Genomic DNA, 15,822 nt, shown 5'->3' on the forward strand with positions numbered 1-15,822 from the left:
CTACTTCGTTCTTCTTAGTTTTTATTTTCTTGTATGTGCATTTCCAATTTTCGTTATATATGTGCTTGGTGACTTAANATTAGTATATCATTGCAGCTTCTTCTTTCACTTCTCTTTTCGCGGTTTCTATTGCTGTTTCATCGTATTCTTTATGTCCTCCTAGCCTTACTACACCTAATGTATCGCCTTTACTCGTTGGACCAACTTGAAAAATAAATAGATTATTATAAAGAACATACGCGCCAGATGTTCTTACGTTTCTATTAATATCTATCAAAATTCCCCCTCCAAATCATTAAATCATTATGAAAAACTACCATTTAGTTTCATATGTATAATTTTTAGTTTTTGTATTTGTAACTTCTATTAGGCTTGTTCGAACCATTGTACATTCCTTTTATATAAGCTTCTTTTTCCCTTGAAAATTTTACTATTTTTTGATAACCTATTAACATTTCTTGCTTTGTAAAACCAGCCATTTCGATCCTCATTCCTATCTCTCTCTATTTTATACAAAATTAACCTTTTAAAATTATGATTCAACATATTCTTATAGAATTCTATATTTAATAAATGTGATACACGCAATTGTGAAATTGAAACATGCAAGAGTGTTAATTTGTCTTGATATTTACGGGCAAGTTTATAATAAAGAAAAAAGGCATAATTTATACGCCTTTTTCTTTATCATTATTTAATTGGATATGACACCTCTGTAACACAATTATTTTTCTCTATAAATTATCTACCTCGAATCTCAGCTTCAGCTTAAACCAAATATGTGAGAGTCGACTATTTTTAATGATTAAAATAACAATTAAATATATTATTTTTACATAATTAAAACTATATATTTTCATCCTTTTAACTACTCGATTTAATCATTATACTAGTTCTTTCGTTTAATTATTTGTCTCCAGACATTCATAAACTGCCATCATTTCTCGCTTATTCAACTCACGAATTCGATTAAATACTAGAATGTCTGCAACATCCTCAGTTCGTAAGCTTTCATCCACAACATCACTAACTTTTCCAGTTAACCATGTTTGTACATCTATGCCATCAACAATTTCTTTAAGCCCTTCATCATTAATACCACTTGCATTACAAGTTATACATGGAATTGTTAATTTAAACACGCCATCATGTAGATTATCTTCGGTTATAACTTTTTTTCCGTTACAGAATGGACATTGGTTGCTTTTTTTAATTTTATTAATTTGGGTAACTAATTTTTTATACCCAAATGCTTCATACACATATGTTAATTTTTTATATTTTCCATTTGTGAAATACTTATCTATGATAGTTTCTCTTGTTTCATTGATATTTTGGAAATCACAAATAGTCACTTTATTATTATTGCTGATTGATTCGATATTACCTTTAATTTCACCCCAGAATGGTAAAACATTTTGTAATACCATTTCATAGTTTGAAAAGCTTGCTTGTTCTAATTCAAACATTTTCAGTGCGACTTGTGTTTTCCTAGGCAGTAAAGAGACATCTTCTGTCATAATCATATTGTCACCTACGATAGATTTCAATTTGATGAGTACAGGTAAATCTCCTACAATTTTTATTATTTCATTAAGCGGCTGATTGATAATTTCACGAATATCTGTATCTCTAAATTTAAGTGGTTTATGGTGTTTTAATACAGTACCCTCGCAAATTGGACATGTCATCAATTCTTTAGACGTCTTAATTTCTTCTTTAATAGCTGTTTTTGAGATAACAATATATCCGCCAATAATTGTGCTAAATCCTACCCATGTTCTACGTGTCTTGCCTTTCTTATCATAAAATGACTTATCAAAATAGCCATACCAAAATGTATGCTTTTCTTCCTCAGACATATCATTATAGCTCTTTGACAAATCATGGCCAAGTTCATTTTTAATTTCTTCAAATAGAAATTCTATTTTTTCATATTGATAAAATTTTAATACTTTCATGATTTCCGGATCGAATAGACCATCCCAAAATGGAACATTTTTATCTTGAATTGTAATTTCTTTATCAAAAACTTCAATTTGAAGACGTCCCGAACATGATGGGCAATGATTGTCCTGGAAATAGAAATCAAAACTTCTCGTATCTTTATTAGTCGGATGAGCAGCTACAATATGATTGATCAATCCACCAATTTCATATAAGAAACTATATTGACTATACAAATGTCTTTCGAGATCAATAGCAACAACAGGTGCAATTGTATCAGATTCGTATTCACCGTAAATTAAACGAGCCATTGATGATAAGCTTTTTAATATGCCACCCTTATAGATGTTTTCTGCATTTTTAAAATAATCAATATTATTTCCTTCTAAGTAATTAATTCCATTTTGTTGATTCAGTGTTGAAGAAATATATATTTGCTCAGTATTATTCACACTGCTTTTTTGACGATAATAATCCTCATGACTTACTACATCAAGATGCTCTATAGATTCAAGCTGTCTTTTTCCAAAATCGACAATATAATCAGAGCTTTCTAACATGTAACTATTATGTTCAATCATAATGATAGAGACTGATTCATCTTGCAATATCCCTCTAACACTATCTATAAATTGATTTAAAATATTTTGTGATAAACCTTTTGAAGGCTCATCAAAAATAAATAATGTATGTGGGTTTCTTGTTTTTGCAAATAACTCAGAAACTAAATGAACACATTGAAACTCACCCGTTGATAATGTTTGTGTTTTTCGTTCTAATGTTAAATAGCCCAGTCCTAATTTAATTAGTAGGCTCAAGCGTTTATACGCAATATCTTCATTTGAAATTTCATCAATAATATCCTCAATTGAGCGCTCAAAAATATCATCAATTTCTTCACTATACTTTGTCAGTTTCTTTTTAATATCTAGGAAAGTTGCTACAGTTGATCGACTTGTAATCGATTGGTTTCGATCTTGTCCTACCATAACAAGTTTGTCTTTTGGATATCGCTTTTGAAAATCTTTAGCGATACATTCATTAACAAGTGTAGATTTCCCGCATCCAGATTCCCCTGTAACAGTTACAAGTCTATTTTTAGGAATCTGAAACTCAGTCATTTGGATATTTCGACAATATAATTCATGGAATGTATAATATTCTGTTGGCATTTCTTTATTTCGATCCCACAGTATTGGTTTTGGCCTTGGTGATTCTTTTACAATTTTCCCACCATATTTTCCACTACCAGGTCCGAAGAACATTTGCTCATCCGTTGTATCCAGTACTGTATCTGAATGATCAATGAGCCAAATTTGATTTTTGCACCCTAATTTTTTGATCTCTTCTAATATTTGTAACAATGTTTCGTGGTCAAGCCCCACGGAAATCTCATCAATAATAATTACGGCATTTTCACTTACTGCCATGAATTCAGCTAAGTAAAGTCGTGTTAATTCTCCACCTGACAATGTACCCATAATTCGATTTAATGTTAAATAGCCAATGTTCATATTGATAATATTTTGCAATATATGTTGTTTTGCTTCACTAATATTTAATTCTTCTGCCAATAAAAGAATAGATTCAACGCTTAAATCGTTAATATCCGAAATTGTATGTGATTTAGCAAATAACTCAATAGTACGTTGTTCAACTTCTTCACTATAACGTTTCCCCTTACATTTTTTACACTCAATATTTTTAGTAGTACCACGCCCTTTACAGCCAGCACACCAACCTAATTGATTATTAAATGAAAAGACTTCAGGAGAAAGATTAAATTCTTCCGCTAGTTTTTCACGAATCTCTTTAAAAACACCTGTATGGGTACCAATCGTCGAACGCGGATTGGAAGAAATTGATGATTTTCCTAAAAAAAGTACTAAAGGCATTTCTTCCATTTTAATTGCGCTAAAATTAGTTTCCATAATATTAGGAAATAAATATTGATATTCAGCCTTTGGCAATAAGGAAACTAGGCGCTTCTTTGATTCTTCACCGATTGTTTGACAAAGAGTTGTTTTTCCAGATCCAGATAAACCAGCAATACCAAGTGATTTATTAAACGGAATAACAGTATCAAGTTTATTTATGTTATTTGCAATTAGTTGATTTACTTTCATATTAACCTCTATTCTTATTTTTCCGAAAAATCATTTTTATAATATATTAATTACATAATAAATATTACCTATTATACAATTACCCTCTCACTTCATGAATCTTATCATTGTATTTTTCGAACCATTTTCTCCATTCGTTTTTAGAAAATTCTTTCTCTTCACCTTCTAAAACGGAAGAAAAAAGATCTAAACAAATATGCCAACCAGCTATATCTTTCGGTGTATGATCAGTTAATTCATGAATGTATTCTTTAAGAAGTAAAAGAGAACCATTTTCCTCTTTATGTATTTCAAATCGGACACGATCTTTATCCCATGTGAATTAGTACTGAATTTAGTTGGCACTCTAAAATATCAATATTTAAAAATGAACCATCCATCATGTCGAACTTTATAATTCCACCTGTTTTAAGGTTTTCAATCTGTAAATTAGACATCCATTTTTTAAGCTTGCCGTTTTCAGTTAAAACAGACCAAACTTCCTCTATTTTATTGGGAAATTGGCGTTCAAATTTTATAATATAGCCATCAGTTTGTTTCTCTATTTGAGCTAACATATTTATTGCCTCCTATTCTTATATAGAATGTATGTTCTTGTTTTATTTTACATGAATTTATGTATAAAAGAAATCTCTATGGGAATGAAATATTAATTTAATGTGTGAATGGTAACTTGAACATTGATTGATTGATTGATTTATTATATATTCTCTCCATGTGTTTATTACAATAGGCGTACCTCAACATTTTCACAAAAAAATTCAACATGAGAAAACGTAGATTTATTTACTTTATATGATTTTCCCATTAAATATTTGAAAGCAATTTCCTTTAAGGTAAATGGTGTTAAGAAGCGCTAATATAGTATTCAAATCAAGTTATGTAATGTTCAAAATAACTTATTATGTATGTCTGCTTCCTTGTTAAACATAGGATTACATCACAAATAAAAAAACGCATTTGCGACTAATGAAATGATAGAACTAACACCTACTTTAGGTGAATGACTTACCTTTTAATCGCGTCAACAATTAGCGATGGAAAACCAAGTTTATCGCCTCTATTTCTAGAATCATACCTTTTCGAACGGAAAATAACACCATCGTTTGCATCCCATTCATTGTAATAAAATTTACCATTTTCATCACAATATTCAAGTAAAACTACCTCGAATCCAGCGATTTCAAACATTTTCATTAATGTTTTATAATTATGAACGATTTTATGGCTTGCAGCTGGGTGGTCTTTCGGACCAGGTCCACCTATTTGAACTATATTTTGGTAGGTTTCATCTCGGAAAAATGCATCAGGGACTCCGCACCGAATATGACCTGATGGTTTTAAAAATTTATAACAAATTTCAGCTGCTTTTACACCCTCTTCAAAAGTAAGATGTTCCCATACATGCTCAGCTAAAATAGCTGAAATGGAATTGTATTCAAATCTTGCTTCCCAAGTGGTATTGTCTAGTAAATTAAGTTCATCTTCTTGAGTTTGAACCCAACCTGGATTATTATTAAATACTCCAGCTCCGACTACTACTTTAATTTCGTCTTGCTTAATTGCCATCACTTTCACCTCATAAATCTTTTTATGCATTAATATATTCTATGTTTACTATATATTTTCCTTTTTCAACTAAAGTGTCAGTTAGCTCAATAAGATAGGTAACAAAACTTCTGTTGTTTTTGCTTATCGCCCCACATGCAGCAAAAACGTTTATAGTGCAAAATAAAAAGCGAAAAGAATAATTCCTTCTGCTTTTTATAGCAATAAATACATTTCATATTGCGCTAAAGAATTCTTTTCAAATCCAGATTTCTTTAAAAACCCTTCCAGTAAATTGTTGTTTGGAAACCCAATTGATAAACTTGATAACTTTAATTCTTCACTTGCTACCTGTAATAATTTCGTCCCAACACCAATATTTCTATAATCTTTGTCTATGAAAATAAAACTAATTTTTCCTTGTTCATTTACACATACAGAACCTTTTATATCACTATCAACATATGCACCGTAAAATGTATGATTTGTTTTTTCGATATAATCAATATCATTTTGCCAATTTATATGGAAGTTTAACCATTTCTGAATTTCAACTTTAAATGTTGGAAATTCTAATTGTTTTACCTCAATATTTTTATTACCTTTATTCATTATTTCAGTTAAATCATTTAAATTATAATAAGAAAGATTATATACTTTTTTCATAACCTAATTTGTTATAAAAATGAATCGCCCGATCGTTTCCTACAATAACTTCAAGAAAAAGCTGCTTACATTTATTTTGTGTCGCTTCTTCTTTATGTAACTCAAATAACTTTTGACTTACACCAATGCCGCGAAACTCTGGATGAATCGCTAATGTTCCGCAGCGCATTGTTTTTATACTTTCATATACCTTAATACCACCAAGTATTACACCAACACATTTGTCACCGTCTAAAGCAAGAAAGGAGTGTTCTAACGAATTGCCTTCTGGCCCAAAAAACCTTTTTATAAAATCTTCTTTTGAAACATCCATTTTAATAATATAATCTGAAAATCCGTCCTTAAAAGCTTCGTACACTAAATCTATACTCACTTCACTACATCTTTTGTATTGAACCATATAAGTATAATCCTCCGCTTTGACTAGTTATATACTACATTCAAACACATGAAATGAATTCCCTTCACCATATCCATCCTTTATTTCATGAACAACAATTTGACTAAATCCATTAGCAATAAGTATATTTTCAAACTCTTTTAAATCATATAGTCTTATAGGAAAATCCATAATCTCAGTTTCTTCAATGTTTTCATCGTAAATGACTTCATATTTCAGTATAATTTTTAGAAGTTTTTGCGCCTTATCATATGAAACTTTTCTATACTCAACAATTAATTCATTATTAATTTCTTTTCTATTTGTCTCTATCCAATCTAGAATTTGTTCTGTCTCACGTCCTCCTTGCACAATTGTTAGAAGCAATTTTCCATTTTCCTTTAAGTTGTTTTTCATATTTTGAAGACTAATTTCTACTAAATTATCAGGTAACAGTGAAAATGAACCTATAGGAATCATAATAAGATCATATTTTTTATCACTATGGTATTCTTCTATTCTTTCTAGTGACACAACCGGTTTTAAGTTTAATTTTTCCGCTTTCTCTTTACACACTTTAAGCATATCTTCAGAAATATCGAACCCTTCAATATCCACACCATTTTGTATAAAAGGAATTAACATTCTACCATTTCCACACATCGGTTCTAACACTGTCATGTTTTTGTCTTTGGCAAAAGAAAGATAAAAATCCAATTCTTTTCCACTCGCAATTGATTTATCACTTTCATATATCTTTGTACAAAGTTCTCCATAATACGTAATCAATATTATTTCACCTCTTAATTTGAAATAAATGGACATTTCCCTACATATGTCTTACTATTTATTTGTTTTATAACAAACGGTGCAATATCTCCATTTTGGATTTTCATTCCTGGCATATCTACTAAACTCTCTTTTATATTTTCAATACCATTTCCCTCTATAACAAATGGTAATCTAACAATTGTCCAATCTACATCACTACTTTGTATAATTTCCAATTCTTTATATTTATCCCTCATCATCTTTGGAATAAATAATTGGAACAAATTAGCCCCTATTTTACTTACCATTCCCTTCTGATCCCCTTTTACATTTAAGGAGCCCCCAGAAATAAGAATATAACGTTTTATTTCATATTCCTTCATTACTTTTAAAATATGCTTCGTAACTGTACTAAAAATATAAGGCTCATTTTTTGGCTGACCTACTGCATTAATTACAGCTTTACACCCTTGAAGTAATTCCTTTATAGCTGAAAAATCACGAGCATTCCCAATGATATTCTCTATATTTTCACTAGATATCTTCATATTTTTAGGATTCCTTGTTAGTATTCGTACTTGATATCCCTTTTCTAACGCATGATTTACGATGAATTTTCCAGCTTTACCATTCGCACCAAGAATTGCTATTTTATTTGTAGTTTCCAATATTAAAACCCTCTAACTATCTACTATTTACTACAGTAATCTCATAAACACGTAAAAAAGTAATTAGATGCTCACACGCTCTTTCACACGCTAACATTTTAAAAACCTTTTGTTCTTCTTTCGTTTTATCATTCGCTTGATCTGAAGCAGCTTTTAAACATAAAAATGGTTTTTTATTTATATGACATACGTAAGCGAAAGCTGCTACTTCTTGATCAACCGCCAATGCTCCGTATACAGTATGCAGTAAATATCTCATTTCTGAACTACGAATACGTTGATCTCCAGATAAGAACGTACCGTAGTGAACTGGATCATAAGATCGTATTTTTTTTATTTTTCTTACAATTGACTTTGTTGTTTCAATAGGTGCTGTTCTGCCATCGTATAAATTAAAAACATCCTCACCTGAGCCAGCGGCAGTAACATCGTGTTGTATTGCATTAAGTGCCACTACAATGTGGCCATTTTTCACCTTATTTGATAAACTTCCGCATATCCCTGTCATAAACAACTCATCCGGCTGAAATTCACTAATTAATAATTGCACACAACTAGCACAACTTACTTTACCAACACCTGTTACAACTGATATCACTTCTAATTCATTAATAGAATGAAAATGAAATTCCCAAGCTGCTATCTTCTCTACACGCTCACTTGGATAATGTTGATGCAAATACGTAAGTTCTGGTTCCCATGCGGATACGATGGCGATACGTTTCATTACACGCTTCACTTCCCCTATTGTCATTTAAATAAGCTATCTATACTTTCTCGTTCATAATCTGGTACCCACTCTTTATACTCCTCATATAAATCCCGTATCATTTCTTTATTCTTCGCGATTACTTCACATCCTCTATCATCATAAATAAACATGATTATATCCTTTGTTACATTTATAAAAAATACATCTGGATATGAAATTTCTATTTTTCGTCCTAGGCGTGGGCGTAGGTCAGGGAAATCTTCATGATTAGCAGCTTGAATAAGCGGCTCATATTTAATATCTTCCGCAAAACATTGTAAAGAAAGTTGATATGTACAATATAAGTCAGCTTCTTCATCTTCAAATAGAAAAGGGAATGTTTCTTGTCTTATATGAAACTTTAAATCCCTCTTTTTAATAAATCTATTGTATACATTTATTTTCTGCGAATTTTTTATATTTTCCTGTTTAAATCGATAAACATTTGTGACTAAAAAGACGGTATCTTCTTTTGAAAATATATCTTTAAATAGACTTTTATTATACCTATATAGTTGTGTGAAATATTCCATATTATACGTGTTACCATCTTCTTTGAATTGATATTTATCTTTCCCAAAATCAAAATAAAGATGATTTTCCCACTGAAAGTATATGGACGGTACTAATGTAACTCCTGGGAATGTTTGATTCATATATTCTTTTAATTGCATTTTCATACCCTTTCTACTCTACAATTTCTTTTAAATGCCAATATGCTTCTTCTAGCCACGGGTGTATGACTTTTAATGTATCTTTTCTTTCCCACAAATATGAAATATATACAAAAGCAGCATGTTCTAAAGAGTTTCCTAAAGCTTTTTTTACATTTATTAAATATGTAGGTGTCCCTATTTGATCCCATTCTAATTTATCAGCAACAAATAGTACTAAATCCATCTTTGTAGCATGTTTACGCAAAGTAGTGTGGCAACAGATAGCATTTAAAACTTCTTCGTCCTCTATTTTAAATATCTCTTTTGCAATTACTCTCGATAATTTTTGATGAATAATCATTGGAAATTATCGTTCTTCTTGTAATATTTCTATTCCAAATTTTTCAGCAACTGCAATCCGCTCCTCGTTCGGAAAGATTGCACTAATATCATGTAAACACCCTACAATCACTGCTTTTTCTTCATCTTCATAAAATATTCCCGCAATTTTTCTTGCCTCATTTGCCACACGAATTGAATGTTTATATGTAAATTCTTTATTGTATTTTAATAGAAAAGCTTTAATGTCATTTTCTATTTTTCCAGTTGGAGTAAATGAATATATATCATTATATAACATAGCAAATCCCCCTTATAACTAATTTTCAATATAACGTGAAATTTAAATATCCTTCTTATTTTGTATTCGTTATAATTGTGTTAATTCCTTTTTAATACGTTACGTGAAATTTTATGTAGAAACATTACTACAAAATACATAAATGTTTGATATTATAGTAATGTTGATGATTCGCAAGGAAAGGAACTATATGATGAATAAAAACATATTAATTATTGATGATGATAAAGATATTGTAGAATTACTCGCTGTTTATTTGCGAAATGAAGGTTATAACATTTATAAAGCTTATGATGGTGATGAAGCATTACAAATGATATCTACATATGAAGTTGACCTTATGATTTTGGATATTATGATGCCAAAACGAAATGGATTAGAAGTTTGTCAAGAAGTTCGTGCAAATAATACTGTACCTATCCTTATGCTTAGTGCAAAAGCTGAAGATATGGATAAAATATTAGGACTTATGACCGGTGCAGATGATTATATGATTAAACCATTTAATCCACTAGAATTAGTTGCTAGAGTGAAAGCATTGTTACGTAGATCATCTTTCCAAAATGCTGCCACATCAAAGAATGAAGATGGTATTATTCGCATTCGTACAGTTGAAATTCATAAACATAATCATACGGTTAAAGTAAATGGTGAATATATAAAGCTCACCTCTATCGAATTCGATATTTTATATTTACTTGCGAGTAATACTGGAAGAGTATTTAGCTCTGAAGAGATATTCGAACGCGTTTGGAATGAAGACGGTTATGGTTCTAATAAAACGGTTATGGTCCATATTAGTAATTTACGCGATAAACTTGAAACCGTAATGAATGGCGAAAAACTAATTCATACGGTTTGGGGAGTAGGATATAAAATTGAGAAATGAAGCATTTGATATATTAAAAGATATACCAAAGTGGAAGATTATTTTTTGGCTTTTATTAGCTATCACTCTTACACCTATTACCGAATTAATTATATTTCGCCTCGTAACGAGTGTAATTGAGAGTTCACTTACTCTAAGCGAACTAGGTAAAGAATTCATTCGAATTTTTGGTTATGAAAAATATAGAGGGATAAAGGAATCTTTATGGATGATGATCGTTTCTTATTTGTTTTTATTTTCTATTTTCTCATCCTATCTTTACATTTTTTATCGTCATGAAAGAAAGCTTTACTATGAAACTTGTATTAAAAAAATGATTGAAGAAATTCGATATATTGCGAGTGGAAACTTTAATCATAAAGTTTCTATTGTACAGCATAATTATTTAGAAGAACTAGCAACTGGCGTTAATCAAATTGTTGAACAGTTAAAAGTATCAATTGATGAAGAAAGACAGGCGGAACAAGCAAAAAGCGAACTAATTACAAATGTATCACATGACTTACGAACGCCTCTTACATCTATAGTTGGATATGTGAATTTAATCCATCATGATAATTATAGAGATGAAGTGGAATTGCGTCATTATATACAAGTCATATACGATAAAGTAACCCGTCTCAACGCATTAATGAATGATTTGTTTGAATATACACGTGTTCAAAATAAAGAGTTAAGTTTAAATTCTGTTCCTATTGATATTGTAGAATTGCTTGGACAATTAACTGTCCAATTTCGGATACAGCTTCAAGAAGCTAATATTGAATGTCGCCCTTCTTTCCCATCTCAAAAGCTAATGGTACTCGCTGATGGGGATAAATTAGTACGTGTGTTTGAAAACCTAATCATAAACGCTATTACTTATGGAAATGATGGAAATCATATTGATATTACAGCTTACGAAAGCAATAATACGATCGCAATTGATATAACAAATTACGGACAAGCTATCCCAAGTACTGATTTACCTCATGTTTTTGAACGTTTTTATCGCGTAGAGAAATCACGATCGACAAACACCGGTGGATCTGGGCTCGGATTAGCAATTGCAAAAAGTATTGTCGAACTGCATAAAGGAACAATTGAAGTATATAGTGATGATGAAAAGACAACTTTCACTGTAAAATTACTTCCATATAAATGTTAATAAGGCATATTTTTAGGTTCAATTTCTTATCTAATAAGAAATTGAACCTTTAATTTTCCATCAAAATCCAAAATTAAAGAATTCCTTAAAATTCTTTAGAAATTCTTTACCTTTTCTTTCTTACTAATTAAGCATTCCTTCTTACAATAATATTATTGATGTAATTGTAGGAGGATCGCGTATGCAATTTTTTAAAAAAATAACAATTTTATTATTATCTTTTCTTATTACTGCACTTATCGTTTTATATTTTTATCTTTATGTAAATGGTCCAACTATCCGAGCTAAATCAGCTATTTTAATAGATACTAATTCTGGTGAAATTGTTTATAAAAAAAATGAACGTACTCCTATTCAGTCGGCCACTTTATCTAAATTAATGACAGAGTATATTGTGATGGAACAACTTCATGATGGCAAAATACAATTAGATGAATCTGTGAAAATTAGAAACGAAGTTTTTCAAACAGAAACAAGTCCGATCCAAGTAACATCGAAGGATAACACTACCGTTCGTGACTTACTTCATGCTTTGCTTTTAACCGGAAATAATCGTTCTGCGCTTGCACTTGCAGAACACATTGCCGGAAATGAAGATAATTTTACATCGTTAATGAATGAAAAAGCAAAACAACTAAAGTTATCACAACAATCTCCATTTTTAAATTCAACCGGAATAAATAGTGAAAAGAATAGACAATCAACTACAACAGCAATAGACGCAGCTGAAATAGCTGCACAATTAATAAAAAATTATCCAGATGTATTAAATATTACTAAACAAACCTCTTACCAATTTACCTTCAACGATGTTCAAGTTTTCAACACAAATAAAATGATTTATTCTCTTAATAAAAACATTAAATTAAAAGGTGTTGATGGCTTACAATCTAGTTTGTCAACTAGCGGTAATTACAGTTTTGTTAGTACAGCAAAACAAGGAGACACACGGTTTATTTCTGTAATATTAGACACCAATGAAGAAAATACGGCTTTTGTTGAAACAAAAAGTTACTTCAATACGGTTTTGAACCTACCTCATATTCTGCACTCCAAGCTTTCAAAGACACTATTACATCTTGGACCATTTTACTTCAGTTTAAAAATTTAATCATACAAACGGTTATACTCTTTTTAATCATTACGATCTTAATGTTTTTACATATACGTCAGAAAAAATCCGAGGACTTTAACTAACCGTTCTCTTTTATATAAAAAACCGACTTGCATTTAGCAAGTCGGTTTCTAAATCTATAATCCTCTTCCAATTAAATTCGCTGAAACGGGCTGAAGATTTAATTCTCTTGCCCATATTGATAGCTGACCTATATGATGAATTTCATGTACAATTACATGCCTTAAAACTTCACCGTATTTATATGTTTTATCTGTCCATGAAGCTTTCAATATTTTTGATTCGAAGTCGCCAGACCATAACTGCAAAAAGTTATCTAATTCTCGTCTATATAAATCAGATAATGCTTTCACTTTTTGGATTGATTGATAATCTTTAAACTGTGGTTCGTTATCCTCTTTTTCTTGAAGCGCACTAATCCAGCTATACTCAACATCTACAATATGGAAAAGTGTTTCTAAAATACTTCCAACACCTCCAACACGTTTGCGAAGCAATTCCTCCTCTGTAAGCTGTTCACACCACTTAAACCAATCATCTCTTACTTGCCAATTATATTGAAATAAAGTGTACACATTTATCTCTCCCTTACCTCAATGATCCACTTAATAGCATCTATGATATAATGTGGATCATCCTTTTGAATATAGTGACCACTATGTTCTGCAATTATAAATTTATTTTTGCTTGATAATTGTAATAACTCTTCTTGCAATTGTAACCATTTCATTTGTGCATCTGCTGAATAAAAAGATTTTTTACCAGCAGCTAACACGACAAGTGGAATATCACTCATTGACTTACAATGTTTATCTGCTTCACCTAGACTAAACATAAACTCTTCGTATGAGCTTTCATATATAAATTGCTTATAGTAAGCTTCTTGAAATTTAGAAGACATTATTGGCAAAAAATCCTCTTTATAATTTTCTGGTGTCGAATCAACTAAAACTACTCCCATCGTATCTTCAGGATAAAAAGTCGTGAATAAACGTACATTTATACCCCCAAAGGAATGTCCTACAAAAATATAGGGTGGCTTAAGTTGTAATTGCTTTAAGCAATCTCTTAATTCTTTTACCATTTCAGAACTAATACGTCGCTTAGAACTCTTCCCACTTTTTCCTAATCCAGCTCGATCATATGTGAGTACCGTCCCATATTCCGTCAGTCCTTCAGCAATATGATCCCATGCCTTTGAATAATCGCCATAACCTGCTTCCATTATAATAACAGGGTGCTTCTTCTTTCCTTGGAATATTTTTGTAAATATTTTAAGGTCATTAACTTGTACATATTCCTCTATACATTTAACCATTCACAATCACTTCTCTTCGATTAAGTTCCTCTATTATTTGATCAATTATTTCACTTATAGATAAAGATCCATCCAATACAATATCCGAATTCGGCTTAACAGTATGAATTGCCTCTAAATAAGCTTTTCTCGCATGTGTCATGTAATGTTTCAAATTATTATGTATTTCACTCATTGTATCTTCTTTAAAATCTCTCAAAATTCTTCTAGCCATCGCAATATCTAAAGGTGTATCGACAAATATAGTTATACCAATTAATTGTCCTATTTCTCTATTTAAGTATGCAAAAGGATAATCTACAATAATATAATCTAAACTACTATCTTGTATAGAACGCTGAATATCATTCATTAGCGGTGTAAGTACCCATTCATCGTAATTAGCTCCATCATCAATCCATTTACAAATATCAACAGGACAGTTATCAAAATTATAACTATCAAAATATAAAGCCTTTGAGTTTTTCAACTCATGAGCTAAACTTTCTGTTATGGTAGTTTTACCTCCTCCTGAAACAGCTGCAATTGAAATTATTTTAGTTTTTTATTCACGCTTCCCACCAAACCCCTTTTGTTAACATAATATAATTATAAAATACTATTTTTTATTGTTCCATTCATATTCTAACATACTCATTTCCCATAAATTCCAATACGTTTTTCCTACTCTTTTTGACTCTCTTAATAAACCTTCTTTTACAAAACCTATTTTTTCGTAACAAGAAATAGCTGACTTATTAAAGTCATAAACACCAAGAGTTACTCTATGTAGTTTTAATTCATCAAAAGCAATACGAAGTACGGCTTTCATCATATGTTTCCCTATAGAACGCCCTCTCATTTTCGTATTACCAACTAGCACTTTTCCAATTCTAGCAGACTTATTTATATTATCTATTTGTCCAAGAGAAATATGACCAATAACTGCTTTAGTCTCTTCATCTATTATTTTGAATGCCAGTGTATTTGCACGTTCTGTATATTTCTCTAATTGCTGTTCATTTAAAGGATATGTAAATGCATTTCCCGACCATTGTATTAAAAATTCTTCGGAATTAATCCAATTTATTAATTGTTTGAAATCAGATCTTTTAAAGGGCACTAATTTAATCACTCTCATTCTCCTTTCGTACATCACTCTTTATAGCCTCAAACCTATTTCTATATAAAGAATATATTCT

Annotated in this window: 14 protein-coding genes and 4 pseudogenes; 3 read left to right on the plus strand and 15 right to left on the minus strand. The window is 30.6% G+C overall.

Annotation, left to right across the window (positions count from 1 at the left end; translation table 11 throughout):
- Positions 1–79 precede the first annotated feature (79 nt).
- The 11 genes and pseudogenes from CDB3_RS11585 to yqeK all read right to left on the minus strand — a co-directional run bounded on the left by CDB3_RS11585 (position 80) and on the right by yqeK (position 10,152).
- The gene (locus tag CDB3_RS11585) at positions 80–277 is read right to left on the minus strand and encodes a hypothetical protein (RefSeq protein ID WP_372708536.1); all 198 of its coding nucleotides are present in this window, start codon (positions 275–277) and stop codon (positions 80–82) included.
- A gap of 64 nt (positions 278–341) precedes the next feature.
- Positions 342–479 (minus strand): hypothetical protein, encoded by a 138-nt coding sequence (locus tag CDB3_RS31645; RefSeq protein ID WP_179139693.1) that lies wholly within the window; start codon positions 477–479, stop codon positions 342–344.
- 423 nt (positions 480–902) lie between these two features.
- Complete coding sequence (locus tag CDB3_RS11590; RefSeq protein WP_128854591.1) at positions 903–4,073, minus strand: ATP-binding cassette domain-containing protein; 3,171 nt, start codon at positions 4,071–4,073, stop codon at positions 903–905.
- Positions 4,074–4,152: 79 nt separating this feature from the next.
- A pseudogene (locus tag CDB3_RS11595) lies at positions 4,153–4,630 on the minus strand (SRPBCC family protein).
- Between the two features lie 451 nt (positions 4,631–5,081).
- A complete protein-coding gene (locus CDB3_RS11600; RefSeq protein ID WP_128280093.1) occupies positions 5,082–5,642 on the minus strand; it encodes a class I SAM-dependent methyltransferase in 561 nt (186 codons plus the stop codon).
- 195 nt (positions 5,643–5,837) lie between these two features.
- Positions 5,838–6,687 (minus strand): annotated as a pseudogene (locus CDB3_RS11605) (GNAT family N-acetyltransferase).
- A gap of 27 nt (positions 6,688–6,714) precedes the next feature.
- A complete protein-coding gene (locus tag CDB3_RS11610) occupies positions 6,715–7,455 on the minus strand; it encodes a class I SAM-dependent methyltransferase (protein ID WP_128854592.1) in 741 nt (246 codons plus the stop codon).
- Positions 7,456–7,469: 14 nt separating this feature from the next.
- Positions 7,470–8,105 carry an SDR family oxidoreductase gene (locus CDB3_RS11615; protein ID WP_128854593.1) on the minus strand — a complete coding sequence of 212 codons (636 nt, stop codon included), beginning with the start codon at positions 8,103–8,105 and terminating at the stop codon, positions 7,470–7,472.
- Positions 8,106–8,121: 16 nt separating this feature from the next.
- The gene (mtnN, locus tag CDB3_RS11620) at positions 8,122–8,859 is read right to left on the minus strand and encodes a 5'-methylthioadenosine/S-adenosylhomocysteine nucleosidase (protein ID WP_128854594.1); all 738 of its coding nucleotides are present in this window, start codon (positions 8,857–8,859) and stop codon (positions 8,122–8,124) included.
- Positions 8,856–9,530 (minus strand): DUF3885 domain-containing protein, encoded by a 675-nt coding sequence (locus tag CDB3_RS11625; protein WP_128854618.1) that lies wholly within the window; start codon positions 9,528–9,530, stop codon positions 8,856–8,858. Before CDB3_RS11625 ends, mtnN begins: the two co-directional genes overlap by 4 nt.
- A gap of 13 nt (positions 9,531–9,543) precedes the next feature.
- Positions 9,544–10,152: pseudogene (gene yqeK, locus CDB3_RS11630) on the minus strand (bis(5'-nucleosyl)-tetraphosphatase (symmetrical) YqeK).
- 193 nt (positions 10,153–10,345) lie between these two features.
- Between yqeK and CDB3_RS11635 the strand changes: the two are divergent.
- From CDB3_RS11635 to CDB3_RS11645, 3 genes and pseudogenes are all read left to right on the plus strand, one after another.
- On the plus strand, positions 10,346–11,041 hold the full coding sequence (locus CDB3_RS11635; protein WP_128854619.1) for a response regulator transcription factor: 696 nt from the start codon (positions 10,346–10,348) through the stop codon (positions 11,039–11,041).
- The gene (locus CDB3_RS11640; RefSeq protein ID WP_128854595.1) at positions 11,031–12,188 is read left to right on the plus strand and encodes a sensor histidine kinase; all 1,158 of its coding nucleotides are present in this window, start codon (positions 11,031–11,033) and stop codon (positions 12,186–12,188) included. Before CDB3_RS11635 ends, CDB3_RS11640 begins: the two co-directional genes overlap by 11 nt.
- Before the next feature lie 181 nt (positions 12,189–12,369).
- Positions 12,370–13,385: pseudogene (locus CDB3_RS11645) on the plus strand (D-alanyl-D-alanine carboxypeptidase family protein).
- Between the two features lie 54 nt (positions 13,386–13,439).
- Here CDB3_RS11645 and CDB3_RS11650 read toward each other — a convergent pair.
- The 4 genes from CDB3_RS11650 to CDB3_RS11665 form a co-directional block, all read right to left on the minus strand.
- Positions 13,440–13,898 (minus strand): DinB family protein, encoded by a 459-nt coding sequence (locus CDB3_RS11650; protein ID WP_128854596.1) that lies wholly within the window; start codon positions 13,896–13,898, stop codon positions 13,440–13,442.
- Between the two features lie 2 nt (positions 13,899–13,900).
- Positions 13,901–14,641 carry an alpha/beta fold hydrolase gene (locus tag CDB3_RS11655; protein WP_128854597.1) on the minus strand — a complete coding sequence of 247 codons (741 nt, stop codon included), beginning with the start codon at positions 14,639–14,641 and terminating at the stop codon, positions 13,901–13,903.
- Positions 14,634–15,176, minus strand: coding sequence for a nucleoside/nucleotide kinase family protein (locus tag CDB3_RS11660; protein ID WP_128854598.1), 543 nt, complete (start codon positions 15,174–15,176; stop codon positions 14,634–14,636). The genes CDB3_RS11655 and CDB3_RS11660 overlap by 8 nt, the downstream gene beginning before the upstream one ends.
- Positions 15,177–15,239: 63 nt before the next feature.
- The gene (locus CDB3_RS11665) at positions 15,240–15,755 is read right to left on the minus strand and encodes a GNAT family N-acetyltransferase (RefSeq protein WP_128854599.1); all 516 of its coding nucleotides are present in this window, start codon (positions 15,753–15,755) and stop codon (positions 15,240–15,242) included.
- Positions 15,756–15,822 lie beyond the last annotated feature (67 nt).

It is taken from the genome of Bacillus sp. CDB3 (assembly GCF_002081505.1).
In the GTDB taxonomy this organism is placed as follows: domain Bacteria; phylum Bacillota; class Bacilli; order Bacillales; family Bacillaceae_G; genus Bacillus_A; species Bacillus_A cereus_AT.

Excerpts from the sequence above, each read along its gene's own strand:
- CDB3_RS31645 (WP_179139693.1), bottom strand. The coding sequence starts at position 479 with ATGGCTGGTTTTACAAAGCAAGAAATGTTAATAGGTTATCAAAAAATA.
- CDB3_RS11590 (WP_128854591.1), bottom strand. The coding sequence starts at position 4,073 with ATGAAAGTAAATCAACTAATTGCAAATAACATAAATAAACTTGATACT.
- CDB3_RS11600 (WP_128280093.1), bottom strand. The coding sequence starts at position 5,642 with ATGGCAATTAAGCAAGACGAAATTAAAGTAGTAGTCGGAGCTGGAGTA.
- mtnN (WP_128854594.1), bottom strand. The coding sequence starts at position 8,859 with ATGACAATAGGGGAAGTGAAGCGTGTAATGAAACGTATCGCCATCGTA.
- CDB3_RS11625 (WP_128854618.1), bottom strand. The coding sequence starts at position 9,530 with ATGCAATTAAAAGAATATATGAATCAAACATTCCCAGGAGTTACATTA.
- CDB3_RS11635 (WP_128854619.1), top strand. The coding sequence starts at position 10,346 with ATGAATAAAAACATATTAATTATTGATGATGATAAAGATATTGTAGAA.
- CDB3_RS11655 (WP_128854597.1), bottom strand. The coding sequence starts at position 14,641 with ATGGTTAAATGTATAGAGGAATATGTACAAGTTAATGACCTTAAAATA.